The sequence below is a fragment of the Paenibacillus sp. LHD-38 genome (genome assembly GCF_031157315.1).
Taxonomy (GTDB): Bacteria; Bacillota; Bacilli; order Paenibacillales; family Paenibacillaceae; genus Pristimantibacillus.
Window position 1 is genome coordinate 165,318 of the sequence record NZ_JAVIFU010000003.1, and the last position, 25,766, is coordinate 191,083.

Below are 25,766 nucleotides of genomic sequence, written 5' to 3' on the forward strand. Positions count from 1 at the left end.
TTGAAAAAAAATATTTAAAATCTATCCGACTCATGGGACTGCTCAAAATCACTTGAGGAAATGCCTTCCTCCACGGCAAATTCAAAGTCTTCGATGTCATAGATTTGTACCGGAACCTCTGCTTCGATTAGTTTATCCTGAAACTCAAACTGGTCAGAGAGCAAAGGTACGCTCAGCTTCAAGCTCGTAAGCAGCAGCTCAGTTTCAATAGGATCAAACAATTCGCCGTAATGCGCGTTATCGACAGCGTGCACCACCGTAAATTGTATCGTTTCGTTTAGCAGCAATGGCGAGCTTTCTCTCCAAGGCACCTGCATGGCCTTTTCAATTTTTTTACGATTGAGCGAGTCCTCGAAAAAAGTAATCAGCTCATTTATTTTGTTTTTTACATGTCCATCATCGTCAGGATCATCCATAACGGGTTCGACACTGTCTCTCATATCATACAGCTCTGCTATGGAAGAATAAGGCACGACATAATCAATCGGACGACTTGGTACAAGAAGATGCCCATACGTTGCCACCAAAACTGCCTCTATTACAAAACGCCGCCGCATGTGATCTCCTCCAATTCATTTATGAAATAAAGCTAGCTTCCTATCTATTAGCTTTCTTATTATGAACGTTTCCACATTATTATACAATATTCCAAGGCCTATACACGAGAGTCAATCATCCAAATTTGCGCAATATGTGCGCCTCGCAGTAAAATGTACGTTAAGCGATCTAATAGAAACCATGATAGCTTCGCTATCTTTTTAGGAGGATACTACCATGCAAAATGAAGAAGCCATTATAATCGGGGCAGGTCCGTGCGGCTTGGCGGCAGCCATCGAGCTCGAACGTATTGGACTACGGCCCCTTGTTATAGAAAAACGAAATATTGTTCATTCCATCTCGCAATATCCAACTTATATGCATTTTTTCAGCTCCCCGGAGCTGTTAGAGATTGGCGAAATTCCTTTTACGACCGCCAATGAAAAACCTTCCCGGTTAGAGGCTTTGAATTATTACCGGACAGCAGCACAGCGTCACCAAATCCGCGTAAAAGCCTATGAGTCGATAACAAGCATAACACCTGACGGGGATTTTTTTATTTTGCAAGGAGAGAACCGCTTCGGTGAGAAAAGCAGCTATAAGAGCCGATATGTCATCATAGCAACCGGATATTTTGACCATCCAAATGAGCTTGGTATTCCAGGTGAGCAGTTGGATAAGGTCAGCCATTTTTTTCGCGAATCCCATCCCTATGTCGGCATGAAGGTCGCCATTATTGGCGGCAGCAATTCGGCAATTGATGCCGCACTCGAGCTTGAGCGGGTTGGTGCTGATGTTACGGTTGTTTACCGAGGCGATGATTATTCCAAGAGCATCAAGCCTTGGGTCAAACCCGGGTTCCAAAGCAAAGTGGCCAAAGGATCGATTCGGATGCTTTTCCAATCGACGGTTATCGGAATAGAAAATCATGCGATTACTGTCCAAGGGCCTGAAGGTCCTCTTCAAATTGAAAATGATTTTGTACTGGCATTGACCGGCTTTCACCCCGATCGCCACTTCCTTAATGCAAGCAGGGTTACGATTGAGGAAGAAGGCTTTCCAACCTTCAACGAGGCTACGATGGAGACCAATGTCCCAGGCATTTATCTAGCGGGAGTCGTAGCTTCCAGGCATGAAGCAAATGAAATTTTCATTGAATCCGGCCGCTACCACGGGTGTAAAATAGCTGGTCATATTCAAAGTCTAAAATAAGCGTATTTCATAGATTGGTCATCAAGCATAAACGGCTGTCGCCGTCCTCAGTGGCAAAAGCTATCGTTTCGCGGAGATATATAAGCACATTTATATGTGAAAACTTATAAATTCTTATATATCAAAAAAAGAAAGGGAATCAGCCATTACCGGGCTTGATTCCCTTTCTTATCGAATTGCTGCTTAAAGGTATCAACCTGCTGCTCATCTGGCAGCTTGTCGCCGTAACGAACCTTCTCGTATTCGTCAATAAAGCTTTGCAAACTGCCTTGCTTTAGCGACCCGTCTTTCCACTTCGCCATATCATCCGCCGTTTCACGCGGTGTCAAATAATCTTTAATAACATATCCCTGCTCGGAGCCGTTCCGCAGTAATCGAGTGTACAAATATCTGATTTTTTCAGCATTCGTCCGCAGGTCGCTCCATTCTTGCGCTGACGAGCGCTTCTTAGGAAACAGCTTCTTAAGCTGATTTCCCATCTGTTCACGCCAACTAGTTAATGACATTAAACTTTCGACTTCATCCGTAAATCCTGCTCCGCCGTTCCGATGATCTGCTCCTCGCTCCTGAAGCTTAGCTGCGATCAGCTTCCCCCATTGAAGCAGCTTTTTAGCAAGAAAATAAAGAAGAACGCATACGACAACGATCAAAAGCACGATACCTATGATTTTTAGAATCTGCTCCAGCAGCAGCATCCACTCCGAAGGAGCTTTCGCTTCTCCGGCGGGCAGCTGGGGTTCAGCCGCATCTGGCAGCTCCTCTGCAGGTGGTTGTACTTCCTCTGGTTGGCTGAGCCAGATCATCAATCGTTCCACGATAGAATGAAAAAATCGCTCGATCATTTGCTGAATTTGACGAAACAATGCGATCACGCTGATAACAATAACAATGACAGCCATCATTATGCGATTTTGACGTTTAAAAGTATGCGTAGCGGATGTTTTCCCCGTGTCAACGGTCTCGCTGTTCAAATGCCGTTCATTTGCAAAGAAGAAAAATAAAATAACCGCAATAATGCCGCAAACGATTAAGACTCCGTTATAATCAATTAACTTTTTAAACACCATCAGCTTTAAAGGCTGCATTGCAACATAAAGCATAACGCCGATTAGCATTTGGGTATTAGGAAAAGTAACAGACCATCCCCGAGACTTTGCGGACATGCCTCTTGCAGCTGAAAGTGCAGCAATAAATGCACAAATTGCAATAATCCATATTGCCTCTATGCCAATCCCGGCACCAATCAATAGCACACTGTGCAATATTCCAAGCGCGGCGGCCTGAAGCAGTTTTACGCCTAATCGCATGCTCGCCCATTTCGCAATGACGAGTGAGCCTCCCCAGTAACAAAAAGGCAAGGTGGCAATCCATAACCAAATGGCTGACGAGGGCAGCAGGTAAACTGCAGCGATCAATAAGATTGGCAAATAAAAAAATAATTCAATGATCGCTTGTCCAAAATCTTTTAACGAACCGGATGGCTTCATCGGATTATTCACGCAATCACCTCTTCCCTGTTTGCGTTTGCCGAAGCTTGTCCGTCCTTGCCATGATTTGCTAAAGCTTTATCGGTCAGTGTCCATACCGCTACGGCATTGCCGTTATATCGAAGCTGATTAGCCTGCTGCTCTAACTCATCGTTCCAATAGGATGTAATCATAAGAATATCTCTTTCGCTGAACCCGCTATGCGCTTCCCGTTCCAGCAAATGATGGAAAAGCTCCGTTCTTTCGATTTCGAGCTTTGCCATCTCTTCGAATAAGCCGATCAAATGTTCATGACCCCCGCGCGGCTCAATATGAACGCTTTCTTTCATGCCGGCTGTGGGCATATTCGCAGCAAAACCAACCTCCATGCCCTGCTGGATTACAGCCTCTGCTGCTCCTGCCGCCCACTCGATCCCCCGTTCAATCAGCGCGAGATCCGTTACGCTTCGCCACATGCCTTCCGCATCATCCACGTTTAAATAAATCATCAGCCTGCGGTCTGCCGTAAAATCAAATTGATGGACTTGAAGATTTCCCGTCTTCGCTGTTGCCTTCCAATTAATTTGCTTAAAGGTGTCACCGGCTTGATAATTACGTACGCCTGCAATGACAAAGGGATCGTTGATAATCCAGCGTTTTACCGACTGATCTCCTTGCCAGCTATGGTAAGGCAGCTCATGGATAGGCACCTCTGCAGGCTTAGGATAAACGAGAAGCTCGCCATGCAGTGCAATTTGCTCAGAGGCTTTGGATAAACCTAGCAAATCACCGCCTGTCAGTGTTACCGTTTGAAGCTTATACCAACCGCGCTTTGCGCATGTGATGCGATGAGTTCGCGTAATTTTCGTATAAGGTGCAAGGCTGAAGAAACTTTTGTGATTCTGATAAAGCTGCCCGCTGCTCACCGAAAAATTGTCCAGCTGCTGGAAGTGCAAATGCGTGGACAGCTGGGACTCTACTCTTAGCCATGGGACAGGCAGCCACTTTGCATTGGCCATTTCCTCCAATAACTCAACTTGATCACCGCTGTAGCATGTCTTTGAAGTGAAGCGGCGTTCATATTTGATGCGCCGCAGCACGAACCGCTGAAACACTCGGCTCTGCACGGACAAGATGGCAACAGCGGCAACGATAAACCAGAATAAAATCATCGCTCAGCCGCCTAATGGACCGAAACGCCGGCTTCAGCAGGCACGGCCGTTAAACGAATGATATCATCGATAATGGCATCCGACTGGTTAGCTGTACGCTGCATGCCGCGAATAGCTAAACGATGCGCCAACACAGGCTTCGCCATCGCTTTAATATCATCTGGCGTAACAAAATCACGACCACGAAGGATCGCATGAACCTGAGAAGCACGCAGCAGCGCTTGACTTCCCCGAGGGCTTACACCCACTGAAACCTCTTCACGCTTACGCGTCTGTTCAACGATTTGCAATAAATAATGGAGAACATCGTCCGTTACCTTTACGGCTGTATAAGCTTGTTGTGCCTGCTGGATAACGTCGATTCCCGCAATAGGCTCAAGCTCGGATAAAGGATCATGGGCTTTAAAACGCTTTAAGAGCTGCAAACCCTCTTCTGTAGTGGGATATCCCATTTTAATTTTAAATAGGAACCTATCAAGCTGTGCTTCAGGCAGTGGAAAGGTGCCTTGGTGCTCCACGGGATTTTGAGTGGCAATGACCATAAAGGGACGCGCCAGCTGCTTCGTTTCCCCATCGATGCTGATCTGGCGCTCTTCCATACATTCGAGTAGGCTGGACTGCGTGCGCGGAGTCGCACGATTGATCTCATCTGCAAGCAATAAATTCGTGAATAACGGACCCGCGCGGAATTCGAACTCGCTTAACTTTTGATTATAGAAATGAATGCCGCTCAAATCGGAAGGCAGTAAATCCGGCGTAAATTGAATGCGTCTAAAAGTTAAATCAAGCGACTTAGAAAGTGATTTTGCAAGCAATGTCTTGCCTGTGCCAGGTACATCTTCTAACAGCACATGACCGGATGTAATAAGTCCGATAAGCAATAAATCGACGACTTCCTCTTTACCTACGATGACGCGGCCAATATTCGTTTTCACTTGCTCTGCTAACTGCTTGATTACTTGAAAAGACATAAGTCAGCTCCTCTGTTAGGTTATAAATCCGGTTCGATCGCGCTGCAGCTTCTGAAGCTCGCGCCAACGGATCATACGTATGCCTTCTTCCTGTAAGATCTTCTTCATTTCCGGATCACGAAACAGCTCCATCTCCATCCCCCGTTTAAGCGGCTGCCCGTGAAAGGCATTTAGCTCATCCGTTACGAGAGAAGGATGGATGATGAGCTCAGTCACGCCCGGATGAAGACTTTTTAACAGCTGCTGCATGTTTGCTTTTAAAGATTGGAAGTCTTCTCCGTCCTGCAGCTGAAAAGGCAGTCCAACCAAATAATCCAAGATGACGACTCCCATCGAATCGGCCAGCTGTGCCAGCTGCTTCGCTTGCTCGGCAAGCTCTGGAGGCGCGATTTGTCCATTTTCCCGGAGCAAATATCGCGGTAGACGAAATGGCAAGCCGTAGGAAGCGCATACATCTAGAACAATGGGCAAGAAATGGCGACCTGTCGCTAATCCATATAAGCTTCCCATATGATTATCAGCATGAGAAGGCTTCATCCCCATCGCTATTGCCATTTCGATTTGAGCAATTAGCTCTTCTTTCACTTGGTCCGGATCGGCTTGCTGTTCAACGGTTTTGCTGTCCTTGGGGAAATAGTTTTCACTCGTTACCAAAGAATCTGTTTTTCCTTTACGATTGACCGGACCCCAGCGGTAAAGATCCCATTCGCTCGTAAACGTAAAGTGAACGCCTACGTCAATTTGCGGATGACGTGCGCTCCAAAGCGCAGCTTCCCGTGCCCAGCCGCAAGGCATCATTAATGTTGCCGAGCTGACCGTTTGCTCAAGCAAGAGCTGCTCGATGCCGGTATTAACAGAATGACATAATCCAAAATCGTCGGCGTTTATAAGAAGCAGCTTTTCTCCTTCATCGTATCCTAACGCTTTGGCTAAACTCATACCCACTCATCCTCCCAATGTTCGTTAATCCATTTGCAGCCAAATGCTGATTGATCGATAATTTCGCAAAGAACATCCTCATGATCAAGCTGATCCCTTAAGCGCACAGCGAAATGCAAGGCAACATCGAGCAATCTTAATTTCATTAATAAGGGCAATTTCTTTAGTTCCTGTTCCGTTAGCGGGTTCGTATCCTGAAAGCCTTTAAGCAAATGCCCCACTTTTTCATGCAATGCGTCGTTATTAGGCTTTATTAAATCTACAGCAATAACCGCAAGCTCCATAGCTCTTACATCCATTGTCGCGAATTCAAAATCAAGCACGCCAATGATCCGATCATCCTGTGACACCGTATTATTGAAAACAAGATCCCCATGAATCCATTGCTTCGGCCATTGCTCGAGCTCCGCGCATCCTTCTATTAATCTTTGACGCTCCTCTTGAAGTGCCAAGAAACTGGCCTTCCTAGCGGAAAGCGCCTCGGAATGGTCGGCCATTGCCAAGAATGTATTTCCATTCATAGACGCGTACGTCTCCTCTAGCATGTAGTATGGACTATATTGCGCCTTGCGATCGGGCCGGATCAAAGCTAATGCCCGAGTTAGTTTCGCTGCTGTAGCGCCTAATGCGTAAACATGAGCAGGTTTGGACGAGGTAGGACGCTCGCCGTCTATATAATGAAATAATGAAGACAGCTTGCCGTCACTCGCAATGGTTATCGTATCTCCCCGTTTATTTTGAACGGGAATCGGAATTCGAAAGGGAAGCTCCTCCTGCAGAAGAGCGGCTAGAATCTCCTGCTCAAGCCTTACAATCTCGGTATCCTTGTGGTTATTGTAAATGCGCAGGACAAACCGTTTATCGCCCGAGGAAATAATCCGGGTCGTATTATTCATCCCGCTTTCCAGATTCTCGATGAGACATGGACCAGGAAATTCATATTCATTTAAATAGGATGAAAAATCTATGCTGACAGTCAAACCGTTTATCCTCCTTGATTATCCTTGAGCAACCTTGTCAGTCGACCGCCAAGCTGTTCCTGCCAGCTCGACGCCAACTCCTTAACCTCCAGCAATGCTCGGATGCCGTCAAGATCTTCTTTGTCTTGATACATGATGCGGTTGGCTTCAGATATGGTTTTGCGTGCAGGATGCATATGCGTAACTGCAAACTTTGATCCTGCCGCGATGCTGCCTTCTTTGATGACACGGAAATAAAAACCCGTATAACCTTTCTTCTGGACATGAACCGGCAAGTCCGGAAGGTTATGTCTTAATCCGAGCTTAAAGCAAGGCTGCCTTGGTTGACTGACCTGAAGGATGACCTCACCGCATTGAATGATGTCGCCAATACATAAATCATCCTCTGTCCAATCGGACAAAGTGAAATTTTCTCCAAACGCGCCATAATCAAATGAACGACCAAGCTGTTCCCGCCAGTAAGGATACCTTTGTTCGAAATAAACACACACGGCCTTATCCGGACCGCCATGATTAACCGTGTCTCCTTGGCCATCGCCTTGAAGCCCTGTTAGGGTTAGTTGATGCGATACGGATGAAGGTTTTTTGAAAATGCCGGATAATATTTCCTTAGAGCCGTGTGCGATGGCTGCCGGCTCGCCAACGTTAAGCGAAATGAGTCTGGCTCTCACCGTGAGTTGCGTCATTCTCCTCTTTCCTCCTAAGCGATTTTCTTATCAAACTATTATAGTCTTCACAGGGAGATGTTGGCAAAGAGATATAACCACATTAATTATTAATCTCATTAATCAATAACCGAAAACGCTTTCGACAACTTCTCCACGCCAAACGCTTCACGCTGTCGAAAAGCTCTCTTTTATGTAGCTTATTGCGTTTCCCCGGGAAATGTTTTTGCAATTGTCCGAATATTTCCTACAATTTATTCTCTTTATTTCCCGCGTTCATTTCCGGATATCACTGCTACGAAAACTTGTTTCCATGCGGTTAACCTCCTTTGGTTATCGAATGCTCCTTCTCTGCATGCTTGCAAAATAAATAACGATATCGAAGTTCGATAATCAAAACGGAGATCAAAATAGTCTGCAGCACGCTACTTGTACATAAGAAAAAACCTTCCATCGAATACGATGGAAGGCGATCGGTATTAATCCAAAATTCTATTCATCAGCTTGTGAGTGATGGTTATTGATAATACGCATAATTTCCACTCGCAGTTCAATGATATCAAAAGGTTTCGTAAAGCAGTGACTAATTCCTAAAGTTAAAGCATCTTCCATCTTTTCAGGTGCAGCATACGCGGTAAGCAAAACGACCGGAACGTCAACCGTGAGCGATCTTATCTCCCTTAAAATTTCAATGCCATCCATATCTGGCAGTTTCAAATCCAGCAAAATACAATCGAGCACTTGGTTCCTGCATATTTCTAATGCGGCGTCGCCATTAGCTGCTTCAAAAACAACCATTCCCTGCGCAATAAATAATTCCGACAACATCATCCGAATCGCATACTGGTCATCCACGATTAATAGATTATGTTTTTTGAAAGACGGTGCTTTTTGCTCATTTCCATGAAAACCACTGGATTCCATGCCTGCACGGGCTGTTATTGAATGGATCGACTGTGATGAAATTGCAACGGAAGGCTGAATGTCGGGAATTTTCTTCAAGATGCCCTGCTCCTTTTCTAATTTACGGGGATGGTAAAAGACAAACGATAAAACAACAATCAATACTGCTGCGAAAAGGATGAAAAAATACGTCAATTCATGGTCTCCTTGAAAGCCTTGCGTCTGTTATGCAGCTTAGCAAAATATGCTTATAAAGCATCAATCGTTAACAAGCATCGCTCCCAGAGGACCGTCCTCATTAATGATATCTTGAAGCTCGTAGACAGAGATCGGAAAATACACAAAACCAAAGACATAAGCTGCCAGCTCATAAAGCTGAAAGTAAACAACGAGCGAACGATCGGCCACATAATAGTCTTGGTCTGGCCGGATCTCTTTGAAAGGCTCTAGCGTATCAATATTTCTTGCCTTGATTTGTGCGCTTACAATTGCGCTTATTCGACCCACATAGTCCGTACCCGGTTTAAAGAGTTGTGCGAGCGTATACGTTTGGCCGGTCGACTGTTTAAAGGTCAGCGATTCCTGCAGGGTCAAGCCATGAGCCCCGCCCGTAAAAGCATAATTGAACAATGATAAACTAAGGTAGTCCTTTTGATTGTTCTTTTGTTCAAAATAACCAATCATTTGTGCCCTCGGATCGTCTAAGGAGCCTTGATTGTGAACCAATTGCTGTACGGTTTGGTGAATCGTGTGGTTTATTTTGTTATCCGCGGCTTCGCTTTTCCCTCCGCTTATATACGGCAATGACAAATCTGCCTTTGGAAAATGAGTCTTGGCAGTTTGTACGACGACTGGAGATTGAAATGGCATGTTGAAGACACCTTCCTATTCGGTAAGATGCTCAATTGTATGCAGCGAACGGCTCATCTCATACCAGGTTATTCCGCCATGCTTCGAGGCAGAAATGCCTCGAAGCTCAAACTGCTCAGCTTCATAAAACGGGATTAGATGCTCCTCGCACATTAAAATAACATTTTCGATGTCGGAAGCCTCACATTGTGCAATAAGCTTGCGAAGCAGTAACGCTCCGATCCCATTCCTGCGATGCTCTTCGTCTACTGCCACCGTTAGGACACAAAAATTCATTCCATTTAGAATACTCGTTTGATTCCCTTTCATCTCATCTCCGCATGCAGATTGAGACGTTCGAATGCCGTTTGTGATACCCACTAATTGCCGGCCAATCCATGCTGACAAGAAAAAAGGGCGATAATTAGCATATCGATATTGAAAGCCAGCCCAGGTTGCTGCTGCTTCAGGGGAATAACAGCGCTGCTCAAGCGCGATAGCTGCTTCAAGCTCGTCTTCTGCGATGATGCGGAGTTCGATTTCACTCACAGCAGTGCCTTCTCGCGTTCTGTGAGTCTTCTGCCGCTGACATCAAGTACAAGCTTGCCGTTTTTTAAGCCGAGTATGCGATCCGCGAAACGTTCCGCCCAATCGCCTTGGTGCATGACCGCAATGACGATTACGCCCTGCTCTTTGCACAGCGCTTTCAAATCACTCAGAACTTGATCGGCCGTATGAGGATCGAGACCGGAAACCGGCTCGTCAGCAGCAATTACCTTCGCACCATGCACAAGAGCTCTAGCTATTGCCATTCGCTGCCGTTCCCCGCCGCTTAACGTACTGGCCTTCTGATGAGCTTTCTCGAGCAGCCCGCGCTTCTCTATCATATCCATGGCGCCCATGTAATCATCGTTCCGAACCATACCGGTCCATCTGCGCCATGCAGGCGTTTGCGAGACGGAACCAATGATCACATTTTTGAGACCCGTCTTATTCGGAAATAGAAAAGGCTTTTCCTCCACGTAAGCAACCTCTTGCTTCACTTTTAGCTTGCCGGATATACCCTGCTTAAAAATATCCTTGCCATCAAATTGATAGGAACCCTCACTCCATTTCTCTTGCAGCGCGAGACAACGAAGAAGGGTAGACTTTCCGCTTCCGCTATCTCCTTTTATCGCAATAAAATCTCCGGGATAGGCCTCAAAGCTAATATCATCGAGCACCTTCGGCCCGCCGGGAATACGTCTGGATAGGTTCTTTATTCTGATCATTTTCCGCGCTCCTTCTGTTTGCAGCAACTGCTTCTATGAATCTAGTTTACGTTAAACAAAAAACAGTTTCCATACGAACAAATGTTTGGTATAATAAAAACAAGAACAAGTGTTCTATTGATCATCGAATTCAACATTTTGAAGGAGGCCTGATCACCATGAATAACATCTGCGAAAATTTCCGTTATGTAGAGAATGAACGTCCTGGACGTGACTTAACCTTTAAGTTTTATGCCGATGGACGGCTTATTATCATTGATAATGTTGCAGAGGAGGTGATCACTCCCAAGGATTTGAAGGGTGCATGCAAGGACTTTTACGTTCGCAGGCGAATTGCTTTTATTAAAAATCAATTACGGGCTTCACAGCTTAAATATGCTTAAATATACGTAGGAAGAGAGCTGGAGTCATTCACGCTCTCCTTTCCGTATCATCAACGATCTTCTATGGAAGCTGCTTATTAATTCCGTTTAGACTCGACGGGCGTTTCGCGAACTTATCTGTTTTTAGCTTTCCTGACTGTCCGCGTAAGCCAGCATGGTTTTGACGGCTATCGTTTTTATTAATCTTATTAATTACCAAATCAATCACCTCCGCTGTTTATGATGCCATTTTTTCTGGATAACTATGTAAAAGTTCTTGAACCTATCCGCTTACATTGACTCACCCCCTCCAATTGCGGTAGATTGATCATACAGTTTCAAGTTCCGCAAAGGAGATCGCATATATGAAACAACAAATTATGTTTGACCTCGACGATACCCTAATACACTGTAACAAATATTTTTACTTGGTCATCGATCAGTTTATTGACGCGATGTCAACTTGGTTCGGCAGCTCTTCTCAAGTGTCTGTCCAAGCCATTCGAGACAAGCAAATGGAGATCGACATTGCGGGTGTTGCTGTGTTCGGCTTTAAGAGCGAGCATTTCCCCCAATCGTTTGTCGATACTTACATTCACTTCTCTCATTTAACGGGACGAAAGCGTTCAACAAATGAAGAAAATTTTTTATGGAAGCTTGGTCTTAGCGTTTATGAGCATGATACCGAGCCTTATCCAAATATGGAACAAACTCTTTTCTCTCTTGCAGAAGCCGGTCATGAGCTTCATTTGTATACCGGTGGTGAGCTGCCGATTCAGCGCAGGAAGATTGAGAAATTGAATTTAGAGCGTTATTTTGAGTCGCGCATCTACATTCGACGTCTTAAGAATAGTGACGCGTTGGAGACGATTCTCTCTACGGGGGTCTTTGACCGAAACAGCACCTGGATGGTCGGCAACTCCATTCGAACGGATGTTGTGCCTGCGTTAACAGCAGGTATCCATGCCATTCATATGAGAGCGGTATCCGAATGGGAATATAACGTTATTCAAATTGACGTGGAACCTAAGGGCGCTTTTTTAACCCTCGATCATCTTAAGGATGTACCCGACGCGATACATGGTTACGTTAACCGATAATTTAAGCATTTTAACGAAAAGACCCGAATTCGTCTCATGGTGCATGAGACGAATTCGGGTCTTTGTTATACATTCTCACAGCTCTCTACTGCTCGCTACTGCTCAAGCGCCAACTCGCCAGTATCTATATTTCTAATTACGATTCTGCCCTCACTTGGCGTCCCATCTGCTAATTCAAGCTTAAGCTTCGTAGTCTTTCCCTTCTCTACTAAAGCCTTGACCTGTGAATCCGTTAAGCTCCGTCCGTAGCTTTCCTTCCAGATAACGAATTTACAGCCTTCTTTGTAATGCGAGCAGCCATAGCCCTTCCGACCCATGAATATCGATCCGCCGCAGCCCGGTCGCGGACAGGCAGCAATCGTAGCCAAGCTGCCTGTTGCAGTTGCTGTTGCAGCCGCTGCAGCGCTTTTCTTTGTTGTTCCTGAAGCCTTCGGCTTCGCGGAACGAGACCGTGCTGCTGCAGCAGGCTTGCCAGACGATCCTTTACTTGCAGCAGCTGGATCGCTTTCAAATGATGTTTTTGCCGCGCGGGACTGAATCCGTACCTTGTCTACGATCATGGTCGCGAATTTCTTCACATTTTCCATAAATTGTCCGTCAGAAGCCGTACCTCTCGATATTTCGTTTAAACGTCTCTCCCAAAGCCCCGTCATTTCCGGCGAGGTAAGCAAGTCTATGCCTGCCCCGCGAATAAGCTCGATGGCTGTCCTGCCTTTTTGCGTGACTTGAATCTTCTTGCCCTGCATTTCGACATAGCCGACGTTTTTCAGCCTTTCAATCGTTGCAGCGCGCGTAGCAGGAGTGCCTAAGCCCGAATCCTTCATCGCATCGCGTACATCCTCGTCTTCAATCTGCTTGCCTGCGCTTTCCATCGCTTTCAGCAGTGTTCCTTCCGTGTAATGCTTTGGAGGCTGCGTATCCTTCTCTTTCACAATGGCATCTGAGCATACAATACTCTCTTCTGCATTGATCGAGAAAGGCTCATTTACTTCAATTTCTTCCTCTTCTACATCGTCTTTTTCCTTGCTTTTAGCTGTCGACTTCGCCTTTTCTTTCTTCTGATCGGCATAAATAACCTTCCAGCCCAAGCTCAGAAGCTCCTTAACCGATGTCTTGAAATTTTCGTTTTCCACCTCGGTAAGAACCGTGTGCACTTTATATTCAGCCGGCGGATAAAACTGCGACAGAAATCGCCGAACAATTAAATCATACAGCTTCTGCTCGTCGGGACTTAGTCCGTTCGCCTTACGGTTAGTCGGCAAAATAGCATGATGGTCTTCTACCTTTGTCGGGTTGCAAATAAATTTGTTTCCCTTATGCACAAGGCTCCGATTTGCTCCTTTTACAAGATCATCGTAAACCGTGCCTTGAAGGGCATTCAGCGTCTTGTGCATCTCTGGTATGTTTTGCTCCGTAACATAGTTTGAATTCGTTCTCGGATACGATATAACTTTATGCTTCTCATAAAGCGCCTGCGCGGTGTCCAGTGTCTTCTTCGCAGAGAAAGCATACTTACCGTTAGCTTCCCGCTGCAATAGCGTAAGATCATAAAGCTTGAAGGGATACTCCTTCGTCTCTTTCACCTCGTAGGATGCAATCCTTCCCTGCTTCCCCTTGACCTTGGCAGCGATCGCTTCTACCTTCACTTGATCGGTCGCCCGCTCTCCCTGCCACATGCCTTTGTAGGTCAACTCCATTTGGGAGAAATGTCCCTCCAGCTCAAAAAACTTCAAGGACGAGAACGCCTCAATCTGCTTCTGCCGGTCATAGATAAGCGCTAAAACTGGCGTCTGCACACGGCCCACAGAGAGCAGCACATTGTGCTTGGTCGTAAATGCCCGGGAGCCATTCATCCCAATCAGCCAATCCGCTTCGCTTCTTGCCGTAGCAGCCCGCGTTAAATTCTCGTATTCGGCCCCTTCCTTCAGCTCCTCAAAGCCCTTGCGGATGGTCTCTGGCGTTAAATCCGATATCCATAACCGTTTTACCGGCTGGTTAAGCTTTAAATGACGCTGAATCAATGAAAAAATATATTGCCCCTCGCGCCCGGCGTCACAGGAGTTTACGAGCAGATTGCTTCGCTTTGCAAGATCGCCTATGACCTTTAGCTGATCGATTGTTTTTTTGTTTGGCACAAGCTTGAACTGCGTTGGAATAATAGGCAAATCATTTATATTCCACTTCTTATAACGGTCATCGTAAGCATCGGGCTCTGCCAGTCCAATCAAATGACCGATTGCCCATGTGATAATATAGTGTTCGCCTTCTATGTAGGAACGGTGATTTTTTGCTCTTGGATCGATTGCGGCTGCAATGTTTCGCCCCATATCTGGTTTTTCCGCAATGATTAATGTCTTCAAAAGATATTCGCTCCTTCGTTAAGCAATTCGCAAGCGAGCCATTAACCCAAGCAATATTCGGCTTAAGCTAGCTCCGCACTGGATTTCCACTTTAACATTTTACAGACTTCCGGATCAAAATGGAATCCTTTTTGCCTAATCAGAGTATGGAAATCGCTGAAAAAAAATAAAACCCAAATGGACTTGTATCCCATCTGGGTTTTTAATAATGGCATTTTATGAATGAATGCAGCTCGCTATTATTGGCCTGGCGGGTTTTCTAAATAGCTGATAATCGATGCGAAAATAGAACGTACGCCGTCTGACCACTTTGGATCCTCCGCATATTTACGATTGATCCATTTGAAAGGGTCTATCTCTGCCGGCCTATCCTTGCTTAGATTATACACGGTTCTTGCTGCGATTTCTGCGGATTGTTTAATATCGGTATTAAACTCCTGCCAGCTATGAAAAACATTAAAAGGATTATTGGCGATTTGTTTATGCTGCTTATTCGTTTTAGGTACAAATCCCTGCTCCTGCCCCGTAATGGCAAATAAAATAACAGGATGAATGTCGAAAGCCTGGGCAGCAGTGACGATGGCGTCAAAATACGGCTGTTCCGCTAAAACCGATGATTTGGACTCCAAAAATTGCGTCAAACGTTTACCATCAATGTCATGGTAACGCAGCTCGGCAGGAAGACCGTTCAAAGAAACGGCAAGCGGTTCAGCAGGCTTCATCGCAACCGGCGGTTGAAGCTTATAGAGCGACGGCTTGCTTAATGACCAGCCATACAACAAGCTTGCCGCGATTATAAACAAACAAAGAGTGCTGTAAATATACGAACGCCGGCTTGTTTTTCTCGATAAGTGATTTCGCCATTTTAATCGCGGGAGCGAAATGATCTCAGCATGAACCGAAATCGCATCCGTGCTTCCAGGTGCTACACCCTCAGCAATAAGTTTTCCTCTTAGCAGCGCCAGAATGCCATTCTCAGCAGTTATTACAGCAGTACCCGATTGCTCCAAAGTCAAAGACAGCTCGTCCATTATACGCTGCATGAGGGGCCTCAGACAGCTTACATTAAGCTGTTTCTCTATCCAGTCATGAAGCGGATCATAGATCGTAGAATCAGTTCGATCGAGAGCTAAACAAGCCTGAAAAATATCTTCGGCTCTTACGGGCCCTTGTTTTTCCAACACAACGGTCTTTATCAACATTTCCGTGACGGTGCGCTTTATGCTGCTCTCGAAATTCGGCAACTGCTTATGTATGATTCGTTTGACTGCATCCGCTACGATTTCCGCGCGCTTATCCTGCGGCATCGCAGCATATTTATGTTGAACGTAGCTTCTAATGTTCCGAACGTCTATCGGTGACAGAACGTATGCTTCATCGGCTGGCATGACGAATCGCCCCTTCGCGTCATCTCAAACCGATTTTACCACAAACTTCCTTAAAATGGTGAGCTTAGTTTTCTAATCTTTTCTTGCACATCCGGCTGCAAAATAAAAGCAGAGATTTGCTCCTTCTCACTAAACGTGAATTGATATTCGCAGTCGCAGCCTTCATCATGCGGTACCATTTGTGCAATCGTCCCATCTATCGTACAGATCACAAGCGCCGTAAAATCGATCAGATCATCCGGGACTTCTGTCTCTGGTTCCAGTTCAAACCGCAGCATAATGTCGACCCATTGTTCATCCCTTTTCTCGATAATGGGCAGAAAGGAGCGGAACTTAAGCTCTGTTATTCGTTCTAATCCATATTTAATCATAGGACAACCCCACCATTCTGAACTTATCATAAGACTCTCAGCGGCTTAAACGACTGCTTATGCCGCCGTTCTGTAAGACATAAGCAGTCGTTTCGCTTAAATATAAACACAATATTAAGTGGTTACGTTTGAATTCTTGTATATCAAGCGTAAACGGCTGTCGCCGTCCTCAGTGGCAAAAGCTATCGTTTCGCGGAGATAAATAAGCACATTTATAAGTGAAAACTTATACATTCTTATATATCAAGAAAAGCGCCCGAAGGCGCTTCTCTTCATGCTTATTAAGCTATTCTTGCCGACTTCTATTTCATCCATTAAGGAAGCATCGAAGTTCCCATCAAATACTTGTCTACCTCGCGGGCTGCTTCGCGGCCCTCGTTAATTGCCCATACAACCAAGCTTTGTCCGCGGCGCATATCGCCTGCAGCAAATACTTTATCGACATTTGTCGTATATTTCCCATATCTTGCTTTTACATTAGTACGTTTGTCTTGCGCAAGGCCAAGTTGTTCGATCAGCGTCGTTTCAGGTCCTTCAAAGCCTACTGCGATGAATACGAGATCTGCAGGCCATACTTTTTCTGTTCCTGGAATTTCGCTATATATTTTACGACCAGTTTCATCAACTGTGCGTTCAATTTGAACGGTATGAAGTTCTTTCAGGTTTCCGTTTCCGTCACCGACAAATTTCTTAGTTAATACGGAGAATGCCCGAGGATCTTCGCCAAATAGTGCTTTCGCTTCTTCTTGAGCATAATCAAGCGTGTAAACATTCGGGAATTGCGGCCAAGGATTGTTTAGGCTATCACGCTCCAGCGGAGCTTTGGCATGCGTACCGAATTGCGTAACCGACTTACAGCCATGGCGCAAAGCAGTTGCTACGCAGTCTGTACCCGTGTCGCCGCCGCCAATAACGATAACGTCCTTGTCTTTTGCGGAAATATAGTTCCCATCCTCAAGATTGGAATCAAGGTAGCTCTTAATTGTGCCATTGAGATAATCCATCGCCATGTGAACGCCGTTCAAGTCGCGGCCTTCCATCTCAACGTCGCGCGCTCTTGTAGAACCGCCGCAAAGTACAACAGCGTCAAAGTTTTCAACAAGCTCGTTAGCAGTAATATCTTTGCCGATTTCCGTATTGGTTACAAACTCAACGCCTTCTGCAGTCATCAAATCAACACGGCGCTGAACCACATGCTTCTCCAGCTTCATTGTAGGAATTCCGTAAGTGAGCAAGCCGCCGATGCGGTCTGCGCGTTCATATACGGTTACGGTATGACCTGCTTTGTTAAGCTGGGCAGCCGTTGCCATACCCGCAGGTCCTGAACCTACGACAGCTATACGTTTGCCTGTGCGTACTTTCGGCGGCTGCGGAACGACCCAGCCTTCATCAAATCCGCGATCTATGATCGCTTGTTCAATGGTTTTGATAGTAACTGCATCGCCAATCAATCCAACCGTACAAGATCCCTCACATGGAGCCGGACAAACGCGGCCTGTGAATTCCGGGAAGTTATTCGTTTTATGCAGACGGTCAAGCGCTTCGCGCCACAACCCGCGATAAATCAAGTTATTCCACTCCGGAATCAAATTGTTTACTGGACAACCCGAAACAGAGCCTGCAAGTTCGATTCCTGTATGGCAATATGGCGTACCACAGTCCATGCAACGAGCTCCCTGCGTCTTTAGCTGTTCATCTGAAAAATGCTTATGAAACTCTTGCCAGTCCTTGATACGCTCCAGCGGGTCGCGATCGGCCGGCAGTTCGCGTTGATATTCCATAAAACCAGTAGGTGTAGACATGATCGCATTTCCTCCATCCATATTTCCCGTTAACCTATGTTTCAATTCTCTTCAAACTATATCGGGAATCAGCCAAATATTCAATAACAAACTTTCTCAAAAACGAATATTTTGTCAAAAGCACTCGTTTACTATTTTACAACATCCTAGCATTCAAGTGCTAAAATCGTTAATGGATTATCCGTACAATCATTTGCACTTTATGACATATCGTTCGTCAAATGTTCGCTTTTAGCCCCAAAGGCAACTAGGATTGCCGGATAAACGTCTGAAACGTAAAGGAATACTTATTCTTTTCGTCGCTGTCCCGCGCTCCGAATTCCACTTTCTTCCATTCCGTTTCTGAGAATGCTGGAAAAAACGCATCCCCGCCCTCAATTTCGACATTGACTTCCGTGAGCAATATCTTATCCGCAAACGGAAGGAATTGAGCGTAGATATCAGCCCCGCCAATCACAATCAGCTCATTTCCATTATATCGCTCAAGTGCTTCCTCAACCGAATGGACAATTTCACAACCCTCTGGATGAAAATCGTTTTGACGCGTCAAAACGACATTCTGGCGATCTTTCAGCGGCTTAGGGAGCGATTCGAACGTCTTCCTCCCCATCAACACGGTTTTCCCTAATGTAGATTTCGTGAAAAATGCCATTTCCGCTGGCAGGCGCCAGGGAAGTTTGTTACCAATGCCGATTGTACGGTTTCGATCCATTGCTGCAATTAGTGTGACAGCCATCCTCATCTGCACCTTTCTATCTATAGACTTATCTTTGCTTTAAACGGCGACTGGCGCTTTAATGGCTGGATGCGGCTCGTAACCCTCAATACTCATATCCTCCACCGTAAAATCAAAGATCGATGTTTTATCGGCGTTCAGATTGAGCTTAGGCAATGCCTTTGGTTCCCGGTTAAGCTGCATATCGATCTGTTCCAAATGATTTGTATAGATATGTGCGTCTCCGAGCGTATGGATAAAGTCCCCTGCTTCAAGGCCGCATTCATGAGCAATCATGTGTGTTAGCAGCGCATAGCTCGCAATATTAAACGGAATGCCGAGAAATATATCCGCACTACGCTGGTAGAGCTGACAGGACAGCTTTCCGTCCGTCACGTAAAATTGAAACATCGTATGGCATGGAGGCAGCGCCATATTGCTCGGCACATCCTCCGGATTCCAAGCAGAGACAATCAGCCTTCTCGAATCCGGGTTATTCTTTATCGTCTGGATGACATCTTTTAGCTGATCGATCGTTTCGCATTTAGAGGTCTTCCACTCCCTCCACTGCTTGCCGTATACATTGCCAAGTTCTCCAAATTCCTCTGCAAATTGATCATCTGACAGTACTCGCTGTTTAAACAATTCCATTTGCTGATCGTACTCGGCTGCAAAATCGGCATCGGATTGCGCCCGTAAACCAAAGTTCGTCATGTCGGGGCCCGCGTACGCATCGCTTTCGATCCATCTCTTAAATGCCCATTCGTTCCAAATATTATTATTGTGTTGAAGCAGATAACGAATATTCGTATCTCCTTGAATAAACCAGATTAGCTCACTGGCAATAAGCCGAAAAGGAACACGTTTTGTCGTGAGCAAGGGGAAGCCCTCGCTCAGATCAAATCGCATTTGATAACCAAAGGTAGAGATTGTCCCCGTACCTGTGCGATCTTCCTTCTTTGTTCCTTGCTCTAAAACATATTTTAACAATTGCAAATAGGTTTGCTCGCTTCTACTCATCCGGATATCACACTCCAATCATGAAACAAAAATCGTAAAAATAACAATTAATTATACCATTATCCGCGTTGTCTGTCCTGCTTTCGTTTCTTCCGAAGTGCATATCGCTCAGGTGCAGACGCATGCAGCTTCTTTTCCTCATCTGTTACCGGAACAACGGTTGGGACAAGAGCCGGTTTACCGTTTTCATCTAATCCAACAAAAGTAAAAAAGGCGGTAACGGTCGTTTTCCGTAGACCACTGAACAAATTTTCAGATACAACAGACACATATACTTCCATTGAACTGCGATTAGTCCAGGTAACAAATGCTTCAACCTCAATGACCTCGCCTACCCGAATCGGAGCCAAAAAATCAAGGCTGTCCGTAGAAGCGGTAACGGCCTGCATACGGGCATGACGCATGGCTGCAATGGCAGCAACTTTATCCATATACTCCATTACCTTGCCGCCAAACATCGTCTCGTAAGGGTTTGTATCCAGCGGAAATATAAGCTGCGTCATAATCGTTCTAGATTCGCTTGCAGGTTTCACCGTTTCTTCCATGTGTCAATTTGCCCCTTTATGTTGGATTGGATGCTCATGAAGCACAAAGAGGCCCCGTCGGCTGGGGAGCCGCGTGACCTCTTTGTGCGCTGATGAACAGCGATAATTCCGATTATTTTATGAAAGTATGAATAGGGTGACCTAACGCAACTTCAGCTGCGTCAAGTACGATCTCACCAAGCGTAGGATGCGCATGAATCGTAAGCGCGATATCCTCAAGTGTTGCACCCATTTCGATTGCCAAAGCAAGCTCAGCGATCATATTGGAAGCTTCAAGACCGATAATTTGCGCGCCGAGTAAAAGACCTGACTCTGCATCGGATACGAGCTTAACAAAACCTTCGTTAGCATTAAGCGACATTGCGCGTCCATTGATAGCGAACGGGAATTTGCCGACTTTAACATTGTGGCCTTTGTCTTTCGCTTCTTTCTCGCTTAGACCGACGCTTGCGCATTCCGGATCAGAGAAGCAAACAGCTGGTACGCATTTATAGTCAATCACGCTAGCTTGACCTGAAATGGCTTCAGCGGCAACGCGGCCTTCATACATTGCTTTGTGTGCAAGAGCAGGTCCTGCAATGATGTCGCCAATTGCGAAGATATGCGGAATGTTCGTACGGCACTGCTCATCAACTTCAACTAATCCTCGATCGGACAGCTTAACATTAATAAGGTCAAGACCAAGCTCACCATCGGTATTTGGACGACGTCCTACCGTTACAAGCAAGTAATCTGCCGTTACTTTTTCTTCTTTATCGCCAACTGTATAAGTTACAGTAACGTCTTTATCCGTTTGCTCAGCGCCTTTTGCTTGTGCGCCGGTAATAATATCGACTTTCGTGCTTTTCAGTTTCTTCGCGACGATTGAAGACATATCTTTGTCAAAGCCCGGCAAGATCGCATCCGAACCTTCAATTACGGTTACTTTAGTGCCGAATTTGGAATACATTTGACCAAGCTCGATTCCGATGTAGCCGCCGCCGATTACGACAAGGCTTTTTGGAATTTCAGGTAAGGACAATGCGCCAGTAGATGAAACGATTCGGCCGCCGTAAGGGAATGCTTTTAGTTCAATAGGACGTGAACCTGTAGCAATAATGCAGTTTTTGAAACGGTAACGCGGCGCTTCTTGATCGTTGAAAACACGCGCTTCGTTTTCGTTAATAAACATAACTTCGCCTTGGAAATATTGGACTTTGTTTGCTTTCAAAAGTGAAGCAACGCCGCCAGTCAATTTCTTGACGATACCCGCTTTAAACTCTTGTACTTTAGTAAAGTCAACTTTCGCTTCGCCTACTTCGATACCGAAAGCGGAAGCGTGGCTGATTGACTCATATTGATGGGAAGCAGAGATAAGTGCTTTCGATGGAATACAGCCCACGTTCAAGCATACGCCGCCCACATATTCTTTATCCACGATAAGTACGTTCTGACCAAGCTGAGCAGCACGGATTGCTGCTACATAACCGCCTGGACCCGCACCAATGACTAGAGTGTCAATGTCAAGGGAAGCATCACCTACGACCATATCTTATACCTCCATTATGAACAATTCTGGTTGGCCCAGAAGTGTTTTGATGTAATTCATAAAGTTTTGTGCTGTTGCGCCGTCGATTAGACGGTGGTCAAAGCTAAGGGAAAGAGCCATTACAGGAGCAGCAACGATTTCGCCGTTGCGAACAATCGCTTTTTCCGTAATTCTGCCCGTACCCAGAATAGCAACCTCAGGGAAATTGATAACTGGAGTGAAGAACATACCGCCAGCCGAACCAATGTTCGAGATAGAAATCGTGCTGCCTTTCAATTCGTTGGCAGCAAGTTTGCCGTCGCGGCCGCGAGCAGCTAGATCACGAATCGAATCCGCGATTTTGAACAAGTTTTTACGGTCTGCATCTTCGATTACAGGCACGATTAGACCGTTATCTGTATCGGTTGCGATACCGATATTGTAATATTTGCGTAATACGATTTCTTGGTTAGCTTCATCAAGCGTCGAGTTCAAGATCGGGAACTCACGGCAAGCAGCCACGAGAGCTTTCACGATGAACGGCAAGTAAGTAAGCTTGGAGCCTTTTTTCTCTGCATAAGGTTTATATTTAGCACGAAGAGCGACAAGTTCCGTAACGTCAACTTCGTCCATAATGGTTACGTGAGGAGCCGTGTACACCGATTTGGACATTGCGTTGGCAATAATTTTACGAATACCTTTGAACGGTACGCGCTCTTCTGGACGGTAAGCCGATCCGGAAACGGTTTGCGCTGGTTTAGCATCGCCTGCACCTTTTGGCGCAACTTCAGCATTGCTCGATTGTTCAACTGCCGGAGCTGCATCCGCAGAAACAGCTGCAGGCGCGCCGCCAAAACCGTTAACATCTTCGCGGGTAATGCGGCCATTCTTGCCAGTTCCGCCGACTTGAGTCAGGTCTACACCCTTCTCGCGCGCAAACTTGCGAATACTTGGCGTTGCAAGCACAAGACCGCCAGTTGCTTTAGGGGCTGCCGCTGGAGCTTCTGCAGGCGCTTCTGCCTTAGGAGCTTCAACTGCCGGTGCTGCCGCTGCTGCAGGCGCTTCTGCTTTAGGAGCCTCTTCTGCTGGTGCTGCTTGCTCAGGCAATTCACCTTCTGCATCAATCAAAGCCACAATCTCGCCAACGTGGCAGACTTGACCGTCTTTTACAAGCACTTCAAGCACTTTACCGTTTACTGGGCAAGGTACTTCAACGATCGCTTTGTCGTTTTGAACTTCCATAATAATGTCATCATCTGTAACCGTATCGCCGACTTTGATATGCACTTTAATGATTTCGCCTTCGTGCAAACCTTCGCCAAGCTCCGGGAAACGATATTCGAATTTAGCCACCGCTAGTAACCTCCTTTAAAAGTTCAGAACTTTTTGAACCGCTGCAGAGATACGAGCTACCGAAGGAAGCCACGCATCCTCAACAAGAGCAAACGGATAAACGGTATCCGGTCCAGCTACGCGAAGTACTGGAGCTTCCAAGTGAAGAATTGCATTTTCATTGATTTGAGCGATTACTTCCGCCGCTGCGCCGGATGTTTTTTGTGCTTCTTGAACGACAATCGCGCGGTTCGTTTTTTTGATCGAAGCAACGATAGTATCGATATCAAGCGGAACAAGCGAACGAAGATCAATTACCTCCGCTTTTACTCCTGTTTTCTCAAGCTCTTCCGCTGCTTTCACTGCTGTATGAACCATAAGGCCATAAGTAATGATTGTAACGTCACTACCCTCGCGAACTACGTTCGCTTTACCGATCTCAACGGTATATTCTCCTTCAGGAACGTCAGCTTTAAACGCACGATACAAATTTAAATGCTCCATGAAGAATACAGGATCATTATCGCGAATTGCCGAAATCATCAACCCTTTTGCATCGTAAGGGTTCGAAGGAATGACTACCTTGATTCCCGGTGTTTGAATCGCAAGACCTTCTAGCGAATCCGTGTGCAGCTCTGCCGCTTTTACGCCGCCGCCGAAAGGCGTACGGAATACGATTGGCGAATTGTAGCGGCCGCCAGAGCGGTAACGCATACGTGCAGCTTGGACAAACATTTGGTCAAGTGCTTCATATATAAAGCCTACGAATTGAATTTCTGCGATTGGACGGAAGCCTTGCAAGCCCATCCCTACTGCCATACCTGCAAGTGCAGACTCGGCAAGCGGCGTATCGAATACGCGATCTTCGCCAAACTCTTCTTGCAAACCTTCTGTCACACGGAATACTCCGCCGACTTTACCTACGTCCTCACCGAAGATGACAACGTTTGAGTCACGTTTAAGTTCTACGCGCATCGCATCGCGAATTGCTTCCAACATATTCATTTGAGCCATGATCGTCTGTTCCTCCTCTACTATTGAAAATCGGCCTTTTGTGCTTCCAAGTGCTGCGGTGTTGTTTCAAACATGCTATCGATCAAGCCTGCTACAGTCATTTTTTCAACCGATTCAGCTTTTTTGATGTGCTCGTTAACCGTTGCTTTTGCTTCTTCTTTCACGCGGTTTGTATCTTCTTCCGTCCACAAACCTTTTTTCTCCAAATATTTGCCAAAACGAACAAGCGGATCTTTAAGCGCCCATTCCGCTTCTTCTTCTTTTGTACGGTATTTTGTCGCGTCATCCGCCATGGAATGCGGACGGAAACGGTAAGTGATCAGCTCGATCAAAGTAGCGCCTTCACCGTTGCGGCCGCGCTCTGCAGCTTCTTGAACAGCTTTAATAACGGCAAGCACGTCCATTCCGTCTACTTGAACGCCTTTGATACCGGCTGCTACAGCTTTGTGCGCGATGGACAGCGCAGCAGTTTGCTTAGCGAACGGTGTCGTAATGGCATAACCATTATTTTGAACGGCGTAGATTACTGGCAGTTTATAAGCGCCTGCAAAGTTCATGCCTTCGTAGAAGTCGCCCTCTGACGAACCGCCGTCGCCTGTATATGTGATAGCTACACGCTTTTCATTCTTTTTCTTAAATGCCATTGCAACGCCTGTTGCATGCAAAATTTGTGCTCCAATAATAATTTGCGGCATAAGGACATGTACATCCTCAGGAATACGTCCGCCTTCTTGGTGACCACGGGAATATAGGAAAGCTTGGTAAAGCGGAAGGCCATGCCATACCAGCTGCGGCATATCACGGTATCCCGGGCAAATAAAATCGTCTTTGTTTAGTGCATACTCACTGCCTACCATCGATGCTTCTTGACCGGATACAGGAGCGTAGAAACCTAGGCGACCTTGACGGCCAAGGTTAACAGCGCGCTCATCCCAAGTACGGGTAAATACCATGCGGTACATAACTTCTTTTAGTTGATCATCAGACAAAGCCGGCAATAAATCCGGATTAACAACTTCCCCGTCGAGTGACAAGACAGATAGCGGAGTTACCGGTTCCGTTTGAACTTCGTATGGCAATTTGCTCATTTTGAACGCTCACCTCAATCGAAATATTTGAAAATCGTTTACCTCTGTTATAGAATTATTATAAACCTGTTTAACGAAAATGGTCAAAGCAAAAAACAAAAAAACCGTTGTTTTTTCGCTGATTCTCATCATTCTCTTAAGAAATTGTATATGCTACAGACTTATTTTTTTAGTATAACAGCATAATACAACAAGAC

Annotated in this window: 25 protein-coding genes; 3 read left to right on the top strand and 22 right to left on the bottom strand. The window is 45.8% G+C overall.

The genetic code is table 11. The annotated features are described in order from the left end of the window. Window positions 1–14 precede the first annotated feature (14 nt). Window positions 15–557, bottom strand: a complete 543-nt coding sequence (locus tag RCO25_RS04210; RefSeq protein WP_308994879.1) for an ADP-heptose synthase — start codon at window positions 555–557, stop codon at window positions 15–17. Between the two features lie 217 nt (window positions 558–774). Here RCO25_RS04210 and RCO25_RS04215 point away from each other — a divergent pair, with 217 nt between their 5' ends. Continuing rightward, entirely contained in the window at window positions 775–1,749 is a 975-nt protein-coding gene (locus RCO25_RS04215; RefSeq protein WP_308994880.1) for a YpdA family putative bacillithiol disulfide reductase, read from the top strand. A gap of 146 nt (window positions 1,750–1,895) precedes the next feature. Here the strand turns inward: RCO25_RS04215 and RCO25_RS04220 are convergent, their stop codons facing one another. The 10 genes from RCO25_RS04220 to RCO25_RS04265 form a co-directional block, all read right to left on the bottom strand. Then, complete coding sequence (locus tag RCO25_RS04220) at window positions 1,896–3,248, bottom strand: DUF4129 domain-containing protein (RefSeq protein ID WP_308994881.1); 1,353 nt, start codon at window positions 3,246–3,248, stop codon at window positions 1,896–1,898. Further along, window positions 3,245–4,387: a DUF58 domain-containing protein gene (locus tag RCO25_RS04225; protein ID WP_308994882.1), complete on the bottom strand. Its 1,143-nt coding sequence runs from the start codon at window positions 4,385–4,387 to the stop codon at window positions 3,245–3,247. Before RCO25_RS04225 ends, RCO25_RS04220 begins: the two co-directional genes overlap by 4 nt. A gap of 11 nt (window positions 4,388–4,398) precedes the next feature. Further along, window positions 4,399–5,358, bottom strand: coding sequence for an AAA family ATPase (locus RCO25_RS04230; RefSeq protein WP_308994883.1), 960 nt, complete (start codon window positions 5,356–5,358; stop codon window positions 4,399–4,401). A 15-nt stretch (window positions 5,359–5,373) separates the two neighbouring features. Then, window positions 5,374–6,297: a polysaccharide deacetylase family protein gene (locus tag RCO25_RS04235; protein ID WP_308994884.1), complete on the bottom strand. Its 924-nt coding sequence runs from the start codon at window positions 6,295–6,297 to the stop codon at window positions 5,374–5,376. Beyond that, window positions 6,294–7,277 (bottom strand): phosphotransferase, encoded by a 984-nt coding sequence (locus RCO25_RS04240; RefSeq protein ID WP_308994885.1) that lies wholly within the window; start codon window positions 7,275–7,277, stop codon window positions 6,294–6,296. The genes RCO25_RS04235 and RCO25_RS04240 overlap by 4 nt, the downstream gene beginning before the upstream one ends. Before the next feature lie 5 nt (window positions 7,278–7,282). Further along, window positions 7,283–7,963, bottom strand: a complete 681-nt coding sequence (locus RCO25_RS04245) for an MOSC domain-containing protein (RefSeq protein ID WP_308994886.1) — start codon at window positions 7,961–7,963, stop codon at window positions 7,283–7,285. Window positions 7,964–8,434: 471 nt separating this feature from the next. Then, window positions 8,435–9,040, bottom strand: coding sequence for a response regulator (locus RCO25_RS04250; RefSeq protein ID WP_308994887.1), 606 nt, complete (start codon window positions 9,038–9,040; stop codon window positions 8,435–8,437). Window positions 9,041–9,103: 63 nt separating this feature from the next. After that, on the bottom strand, window positions 9,104–9,715 hold the full coding sequence (locus tag RCO25_RS04255) for a DUF3298 and DUF4163 domain-containing protein (protein WP_308994888.1): 612 nt from the start codon (window positions 9,713–9,715) through the stop codon (window positions 9,104–9,106). Between the two features lie 15 nt (window positions 9,716–9,730). Next, window positions 9,731–10,243 (bottom strand): GNAT family N-acetyltransferase, encoded by a 513-nt coding sequence (locus RCO25_RS04260; protein ID WP_308994889.1) that lies wholly within the window; start codon window positions 10,241–10,243, stop codon window positions 9,731–9,733. Next, a complete protein-coding gene (locus RCO25_RS04265) occupies window positions 10,240–10,965 on the bottom strand; it encodes a phosphonate ABC transporter ATP-binding protein (protein WP_308994890.1) in 726 nt (241 codons plus the stop codon). Before RCO25_RS04265 ends, RCO25_RS04260 begins: the two co-directional genes overlap by 4 nt. 158 nt (window positions 10,966–11,123) lie before the next feature. On the opposite strand from RCO25_RS04265, the gene RCO25_RS04270 reads away from it, so the two are divergent. Together RCO25_RS04270 and RCO25_RS04275 are read left to right on the top strand one after the other, a co-directional pair. Then, window positions 11,124–11,348, top strand: a complete 225-nt coding sequence (locus RCO25_RS04270; RefSeq protein WP_308994891.1) for a hypothetical protein — start codon at window positions 11,124–11,126, stop codon at window positions 11,346–11,348. A 344-nt stretch (window positions 11,349–11,692) separates the two neighbouring features. Beyond that, complete coding sequence (locus tag RCO25_RS04275; RefSeq protein WP_308994892.1) at window positions 11,693–12,427, top strand: HAD family hydrolase; 735 nt, start codon at window positions 11,693–11,695, stop codon at window positions 12,425–12,427. A 95-nt stretch (window positions 12,428–12,522) separates the two neighbouring features. Here RCO25_RS04275 and RCO25_RS04280 read toward each other — a convergent pair whose 3' ends face one another. The 11 genes from RCO25_RS04280 to pdhA all read right to left on the bottom strand — a co-directional run bounded on the left by RCO25_RS04280 (window position 12,523) and on the right by pdhA (window position 25,569). Continuing rightward, complete coding sequence (locus RCO25_RS04280; protein ID WP_308994893.1) at window positions 12,523–14,787, bottom strand: type IA DNA topoisomerase; 2,265 nt, start codon at window positions 14,785–14,787, stop codon at window positions 12,523–12,525. A gap of 239 nt (window positions 14,788–15,026) precedes the next feature. Further along, window positions 15,027–16,175, bottom strand: a complete 1,149-nt coding sequence (locus RCO25_RS04285; RefSeq protein ID WP_308994894.1) for a hypothetical protein — start codon at window positions 16,173–16,175, stop codon at window positions 15,027–15,029. A 50-nt stretch (window positions 16,176–16,225) separates the two neighbouring features. Next, window positions 16,226–16,546: a hypothetical protein gene (locus RCO25_RS04290; RefSeq protein ID WP_308994895.1), complete on the bottom strand. Its 321-nt coding sequence runs from the start codon at window positions 16,544–16,546 to the stop codon at window positions 16,226–16,228. Between the two features lie 314 nt (window positions 16,547–16,860). After that, the gene (locus tag RCO25_RS04295; RefSeq protein WP_308994896.1) at window positions 16,861–18,348 is read right to left on the bottom strand and encodes a glutamate synthase subunit beta; all 1,488 of its coding nucleotides are present in this window, start codon (window positions 18,346–18,348) and stop codon (window positions 16,861–16,863) included. A 247-nt stretch (window positions 18,349–18,595) separates the two neighbouring features. Then, window positions 18,596–19,084 carry a dihydrofolate reductase gene (locus RCO25_RS04300; RefSeq protein WP_308994897.1) on the bottom strand — a complete coding sequence of 163 codons (489 nt, stop codon included), beginning with the start codon at window positions 19,082–19,084 and terminating at the stop codon, window positions 18,596–18,598. Window positions 19,085–19,123: 39 nt separating this feature from the next. After that, a complete protein-coding gene (locus tag RCO25_RS04305) occupies window positions 19,124–20,083 on the bottom strand; it encodes a thymidylate synthase (protein ID WP_308994898.1) in 960 nt (319 codons plus the stop codon). A 59-nt stretch (window positions 20,084–20,142) separates the two neighbouring features. After that, window positions 20,143–20,628: an acyl-CoA thioesterase gene (locus RCO25_RS04310; protein WP_308994899.1), complete on the bottom strand. Its 486-nt coding sequence runs from the start codon at window positions 20,626–20,628 to the stop codon at window positions 20,143–20,145. A gap of 112 nt (window positions 20,629–20,740) precedes the next feature. Then, window positions 20,741–22,156, bottom strand: coding sequence for a dihydrolipoyl dehydrogenase (gene lpdA, locus RCO25_RS04315; RefSeq protein WP_308994900.1), 1,416 nt, complete (start codon window positions 22,154–22,156; stop codon window positions 20,741–20,743). A gap of 3 nt (window positions 22,157–22,159) precedes the next feature. After that, window positions 22,160–23,488 carry a dihydrolipoamide acetyltransferase family protein gene (locus tag RCO25_RS04320; RefSeq protein ID WP_308994901.1) on the bottom strand — a complete coding sequence of 443 codons (1,329 nt, stop codon included), beginning with the start codon at window positions 23,486–23,488 and terminating at the stop codon, window positions 22,160–22,162. Window positions 23,489–23,503: 15 nt separating this feature from the next. Continuing rightward, window positions 23,504–24,481, bottom strand: coding sequence for an alpha-ketoacid dehydrogenase subunit beta (locus tag RCO25_RS04325; RefSeq protein ID WP_308994902.1), 978 nt, complete (start codon window positions 24,479–24,481; stop codon window positions 23,504–23,506). A gap of 20 nt (window positions 24,482–24,501) precedes the next feature. After that, on the bottom strand, window positions 24,502–25,569 hold the full coding sequence (gene pdhA, locus RCO25_RS04330; protein WP_308994903.1) for a pyruvate dehydrogenase (acetyl-transferring) E1 component subunit alpha: 1,068 nt from the start codon (window positions 25,567–25,569) through the stop codon (window positions 24,502–24,504). Window positions 25,570–25,766 lie beyond the last annotated feature (197 nt).